This is a genomic window from Mesotoga sp. (assembly GCF_035363035.1).
GTDB lineage: Bacteria > Thermotogota > Thermotogae > Petrotogales > Kosmotogaceae > Mesotoga.
Window position 1 is genome coordinate 1 of sequence record NZ_DAOSEH010000137.1, and the last position, 3,599, is coordinate 3,599.

Annotated in this window: 4 protein-coding genes; all 4 read right to left on the bottom strand. The window is 51.7% G+C overall.

Annotation, left to right across the window (positions count from 1 at the left end; all coding sequences use genetic code 11):
• Positions 1-369, bottom strand: a 369-nt coding sequence (locus PKX57_RS11575) for an ABC transporter permease family protein (RefSeq protein WP_472417467.1), incomplete at its 3' end; no start/stop codon positions are given.
• Between the two features lie 10 nt (positions 370-379).
• Complete coding sequence (locus PKX57_RS11580; RefSeq protein WP_470745299.1) at positions 380-1,186, bottom strand: carbohydrate ABC transporter permease; 807 nt, start codon at positions 1,184-1,186, stop codon at positions 380-382.
• 102 nt (positions 1,187-1,288) lie between these two features.
• On the bottom strand, positions 1,289-2,536 hold the full coding sequence (locus tag PKX57_RS11585) for an ABC transporter substrate-binding protein (RefSeq protein WP_472417469.1): 1,248 nt from the start codon (positions 2,534-2,536) through the stop codon (positions 1,289-1,291).
• Positions 2,537-2,563: 27 nt separating this feature from the next.
• Positions 2,564-3,304: a UTRA domain-containing protein gene (locus tag PKX57_RS11590; protein WP_214048048.1), complete on the bottom strand. Its 741-nt coding sequence runs from the start codon at positions 3,302-3,304 to the stop codon at positions 2,564-2,566.
• Positions 3,305-3,599 lie beyond the last annotated feature (295 nt).

The window sequence follows — 3,599 nt, forward strand, 5'->3', positions numbered from 1 at the left end:
CGGAACCATGAAGGTTATCAACACTATGGCAAAGACCAGGTTCTTTCCTCTGAAATTGAATTTCGCCAGCGAAAATCCCGCCATCGAGGAAACGAAGACCGTGAGCAGTATCGTAACGAGCGAAACGAAAAGGCTGTTGGCGATCGCCCTGCCAAAGTTGAGCTTCGAGAAGATGTGTACGAAATTCTCCAGCGTCGGTTTCGAGGGTATGAAAGTCCCCCAGGTGAGGGGATTGGCGTACTGGTAAAGCGATCCGGCCGGTCTCAAGGCCGAGGCCACTATCCACACCAGCGGTACTATGAAGAAGAGACTGACGACCGCCAGTACGATGAAAAGCGATGTTGTTTTCCAGAGTCTGCCACTTTTCATGAATCTCTCCTCAATACTCGAAATTCGCCTTAGTCAGCTTCAATTCGAAGAAGCTGAAGACGAGAATGATCGCAAGAAGTATCGACGTAATGGCCGACGCCCTGCCCATATCGGCGTTCACGAAGGCGCTCTTGTACGATTCGTACATGAGCAGGTTGGTCGAGCCCATCGGTCCGCCTTTGGTTATTATGTAAACCGGAGCGAAACTGAGAAAATTGAAGGCCGTGTTGGCCACCAGAACAAAAGACATCGTTCGCGTCAGGAGCGGCAGGGTGATCTTCAGAGTCTTCTGGAGGGTCGAGGCGCCGTCTATCTCGGCCGCCTCGTAGAGACTTTCCGGAATGTTCTGCAGACCGGCCAGGAAGTACATCATCCAGTACCCCGAGCTTCTCCACACGTTCAGCATTATCAATCCCCACAGCGCCTGATCGGGGGAGGCGAAAAAAGGCTGCGGCTTAAGACCGAAAGAGGTCAAAAAACTGTTCGCCAGTCCGTAGTAAGGATCGAGCACGATTGACCAGATAACAGCGACCACCGCGTACGAGATCGCCGTGGGCAGAAAGAAGACCGTTCTAAAAAACTTTGTGAAGAAATACGACCCGTTGAGCAACAGGGCCATGAGCAAGGAACTCAGGACTATCAGCGGGTTGACTATCGCCGAATACAGGAGAGTTACCCAGAAGGAATTCCAGAAAACGGGATCGTACCTGAATAGATACGAGTAATTTTCAAACCCCACAAAAGACTTTGTTCCTCTGAAACTGGTCGTCGTCAAACTCTCGATGAAAGAGACGCCTATCGGCCAGATCTTGAACAACAAAAGAAATGCCAGCGCGGGTAATATAAAAAGCCATGCAACTCTGCCATTCCTGAACACTTCCGCACCATCCAGAATGAATTCAAATACGATCCCGTTCGATCACTTGTATCTTCTCAGTTCTCTATCGATCCTGATTGCGGCATCGTCCAGGGTCTTCCTAGGATCGGCGCCGTAGTGAATCGAGTTGAAAGCCTCTCTGAGCATCAATTCGTACTGCGAGTAGCCGGGCGTTACGGGTCTGGCCACGGCGGTGTGTTCCATCTCATACAGGAAGGTCTGCCACATCGGATTTCCGAAGACCTCGGGCAGGGCTTCATAGACATCGTATCTAGCCGGGGCGATGCCGTTCAGCATGTGCCAGGTTATGACGGCTTCTTTTCCGGTAATGAACTTGGTGAACTTCAGAGCTTCGTCGAGCTTCCTGGTTTTCGAGTTTATTCCCACATGCCAGCTTCCGGTGGGAGTGACGATCGCTCCTCCTTCGAAATAAGGGAAGGGTGTCAGGCCGAATTCGACCGAAGGATACTGGGACATCCTGCGTATATTCCATTCGTTGCCCAGCATCATGGCCGCCTTGCCGGTACCGAAATACTCCCTGGCGATGGCCGAATCGGAAACGCCCTGAGGGCTTATCTTCCACTCGTTGAAGAGTTTCCAGTAGAAAGTTGTGCCTTCTATGAACTCCTTGGAGTTGATATATCCCTGCGAGACGAACCCGTCGCTGGAGAGTACTTGAGCTCCAAGCGATTGTACGATCGGGAATATCAGATAGGGTCTGTCTATCTGCTCGATCACCAGACCCCAGATGTCGGTTATACCGTCGTTGTTCGTGTCTTTGGTGAGGGCTCTGGCGATTTCGACAACCTCGTCCCATGTCAATCTCTCGTCGATCCCTTCGGGTGGAAAGGGAATTCCGTACTCCTCGAAAATGGCCTTGTTGTAAAAAATCCCGGCAGAAGACGTGCCGTACGGCACCGAATAAAACTTGCCGTCGTAGCTCCCCTCTTCGATCGATGCGCTAAACCAGTCATCCATCTCTTCATCCGTGAAATAATCGTCCAGGGCCAGCAAGTAACCTCTGGCCGCGTAAGACGCTGTGTTAGGACCGTCAACGATATAGACATCGGGCGTCCCGTCGCCCGCGGCGAGTCTAACTTCGAGAGTCTGGAACAGCTGCCCGAACGGAACAAGTTGAATGTCCACTTCGACCGTTGGATTCTCGTCCTTGAAAGCCTTCACCAGCTGCATAACCTGGTCCTGCGGCCAGCCCATCCACAAAACCTCGATGGTCGTCGCAGAGAGAAAGATCCCGATAAACAGTATCAGCAGTACAAAAAGCCTTCTCAACGCATTCACCTCCTTGGTAATGGTATCTTAGCGCTTTCTGATCAACTTGAAAGTGAACTTACCGACAGGGAAATAACTTTTAGAGTACAGGACCCTTCTGTTCAGCGAATCGTAATGTATCTGCTCCAGCAGCAGAACCGGTGTTCCGGCTTCGACGGAGAGTTTTCCGGTCAATTCCTCTCCTGCGGTCATAGGTATCAGATCGCACTCGGCGTACCTTATATCCACCCCGTAGTGATCCCTCAAACCGTCGAAGATGGAGTCATGAATCCTATCCGGATCGATGTTTCCGGCTATCGAGAGGGGAATGAAATCTGCACAGAGCGCTACCGGCACTTCCGAGGCGTACTTGATCGTTTCCATTATGAAGATCCTGTCACCTGGTTCCGTATCGAGCGTCTGGCCGATCTCCCCGGGGCATTCAACGAGCTCGAATCTGGTGACTTTGCTCCCGGCCTTGAGCCCCTGCGCCCGTATGAACTCGGTGATCCCGGCGAGTCGTTCGATCCCTCCGCGGATTATAGGGTACCTGTCGGTCACGAAGTTGCCCACACCGTGACGCTTCACCAGGAGGCCCTCTCTCTGGAGAAGACCGATCGCCTCTCGCAATGAATTTCTGCTCACCCCAAGCTCCATCGCAAGCTCCGGCTCGGAAGGAAGTTTCTCTCCCGGCTTGAAGGCTCCGTTAATTATCCTGGTCTTGAGTTCGTTTTGAATAATACTGATCAAAGAGCTGTGACCGCGGTTCTCTACGGGAATGTTAGACATGTGCAACCCTCCCGATCAAGATGTAGGATGTCCTACAACCATACTATATCAGAATTCTCCGAACTCTTGCAACTTTTCGAGGCGTCGAAAAAGGAAATAGTGTATAAAATCGCCCGGACGGAGTGTATAATTTCTCTCAGATAAAGAGGAGGTGGCAACTCATGCTGGATATTATCCAGGCTCACAGAAGAACGATCCTCGGCGGAATTTCCGATTCCGTGGGTGAATGCTACCTCGTCGGGCTCGGTACCGGAGCTTAAACCGCCTCAAAGCATCAGTATACAAGGCCGTGACG

Excerpts from the sequence above, each read along its gene's own strand:
- PKX57_RS11590 (WP_214048048.1), bottom strand. The coding sequence starts at position 3,304 with ATGTCTAACATTCCCGTAGAGAACCGCGGTCACAGCTCTTTGATCAGT.